Origin of the sequence: Paracidovorax valerianellae (assembly GCF_900102625.1) — a bacterium.
GTDB lineage: Bacteria > Pseudomonadota > Gammaproteobacteria > Burkholderiales > Burkholderiaceae_C > Paracidovorax > Paracidovorax valerianellae.
Map to the genome: position 1 here is coordinate 1 of NZ_FMZC01000053.1, position 1,255 is coordinate 1,255.

2 protein-coding genes are annotated in these 1,255 nt (G+C 45.7%); both read left to right on the forward strand.

Going from position 1 to position 1,255, the window contains the following annotated elements:
• Window positions 1-793, forward strand: a 793-nt coding sequence (locus BLT03_RS23630) for an RHS repeat-associated core domain-containing protein (protein WP_092746193.1), incomplete at its 5' end; no start/stop codon positions are given.
• Window positions 790-1,197 carry a hypothetical protein gene (locus BLT03_RS24370; RefSeq protein ID WP_139160556.1) on the forward strand — a complete coding sequence of 136 codons (408 nt, stop codon included), beginning with the start codon at window positions 790-792 and terminating at the stop codon, window positions 1,195-1,197. The genes BLT03_RS23630 and BLT03_RS24370, both read left to right, overlap by 4 nt.
• The last annotated feature ends 58 nt before the right edge of the window (window positions 1,198-1,255 follow it).

Consider the following 1,255-nt stretch of genomic DNA (forward strand, 5'->3'; position numbering starts at 1 on the left):
ACAAGCGCAGGCGAAAACCAACCCGCTGACCATCCGGCATTACCTGTGCGATCACCTGGGCACACCGATCGGGCTGGTGGATGGCAACGGGGAGAAAGCAGGGCAAGTGACCTGGGCGGCCAGCTACGGTGCCTGGGGGGAGGTGCAGGAGGAATACAACCCGCAACGGATCGAGCAGAGCATCCGCTTCCAGGGGCAGCAGCTCGATGCAGAGACTGGTCTTCATTACAACCGCTTCAGGTACTACGACCCGATCATTGGGCAGTACGTCACTCAGGATCCCATTGGGTTGGAAGGTGGAAGCAACTTTTACCGTTATGTTGAAAGACCAACTACTTATATTGATCCACTGGGTTTGACAGGCAATGCGCACCAACGCGCTGTTAAACGGGGCGAGGCTCATAGGCAGGCCTCAATTGACGCGCAGACTGCGGGAATGCTTGAAGCGCCGAGTCATCCATTGGATAAAGTTTATGACGTCGTTAATCCGAATGAAAAAGTTTGGGCTCAAGCAAGTCCATACGACTACACGCAGTATTGCAAAAAATGGAGTAAAAATAAATCGACATGTCAGCCTGGCGATAAGGAGCCAGGCAAGGATGTTAAGACGCCGTCTGATTATTTTCCTGAAGAGTCAATGTGGAAAAGCTCAGAAATTCCAAAGGGTTATGGCTGCGATTCACCTACGTATTTTAAAGATTTACAACAAAGGGGTACTGCACCTACTGCAGATACCGATGATATTATGGACTTGGCAAATAAAATGAGGCAACGAAGAGGAACTTGCAAATGATTAGATATCTGTGTTTTGCAATTTTTCTACTGTCTTCTTTTTGCGTAAGGGCAGATAAGCTTCGCGATGATATTGATTGCGCCGCTATATTTTCGGAAGACCATATTTTTGCGAGATTCCCAGTGTTGAATCAAAAAAAATTATGGAAATGGCATGTTGTTGAGAGAACTGCAGAGCGACCTGAATATGCTTGGATTGCAGAGACTGGTAAATATAGAAATGGAAAATTTGAAGGTGATGGTTTTGCTTATTCGTTATTAATTGGATCGGCTAATTTGCAAAAAACGCCACCCCAAGAAGGGAAGCTAAAAGAACTATTAAGCAAAACCAAAAAAATGCATTTTTTACAAAAAAATCTCCGTGCTATCTGGATGAGCGAAGAAAAGACAATTTTAATCACTTGAGTGTAATTAGTCCGTCCTGAACAATTCCGTTCTCAGCAGCAGAGAGGTCGGCGGTCAG

Excerpts from the sequence above, each read along its gene's own strand:
- BLT03_RS24370 (WP_139160556.1), top strand. The coding sequence starts at position 790 with ATGATTAGATATCTGTGTTTTGCAATTTTTCTACTGTCTTCTTTTTGC.